Source organism: Priestia sp. P5_B4, from assembly GCF_056400385.1.
The window spans coordinates 1-504 of record NZ_JBFULJ010001560.1; the positions used below are offsets into that span (position 1 = coordinate 1).

The window sequence follows — 504 nt, forward strand, 5'->3', positions numbered from 1 at the left end:
ATGTATACCGTAGGAATGCCAAGTGAAACAGCACTAGCGGCTGCAACGCTTCTATGGAGCGGTATTATGGAGAAATTTCCTAAATTAAAAGTCTGTTTTGCACATGGAGGAGGATCTTTCCCTTATATTCTTCCTAGATTAGATAAAGGGTGGGAAGTGTGGCCGCACCTTAGACTGACAACACATCCTCCTAGTTAMTATGCAAAGCAATTTTATTTTGATTCGTTAAACTACGATCCCCTGAATATAAAGTACATGATTGAACGGTTTGGACATGAAAAAATCTTTATGGGATCGGATTATCCATTTTTACTGCGTGAAGTTGTTCCGGGAAAAGTTCTGGATGAAACGCTGGATTTAACTGAACAACAAAGATTAGATATGTTAGGTGGAAATGCTGCGAAGTTTTTAAACATCGGGCAAGAGAAAAGGAGTGACATTTATGCCAACAGTACAAACACCAGAGAATAGATTACAAGAACTTGGCTTAACGCTGTCAAAGGT

At 39.2% G+C, this 504-nt stretch carries 1 protein-coding gene; it reads left to right on the forward strand.

The features are described from left to right. Nucleotides 1–471: amidohydrolase family protein (locus AC1DRF_RS32160; protein ID WP_477742850.1), on the forward strand; the 471-nt coding region annotated here is incomplete at its 5' end. Nucleotides 472–504 lie beyond the last annotated feature (33 nt).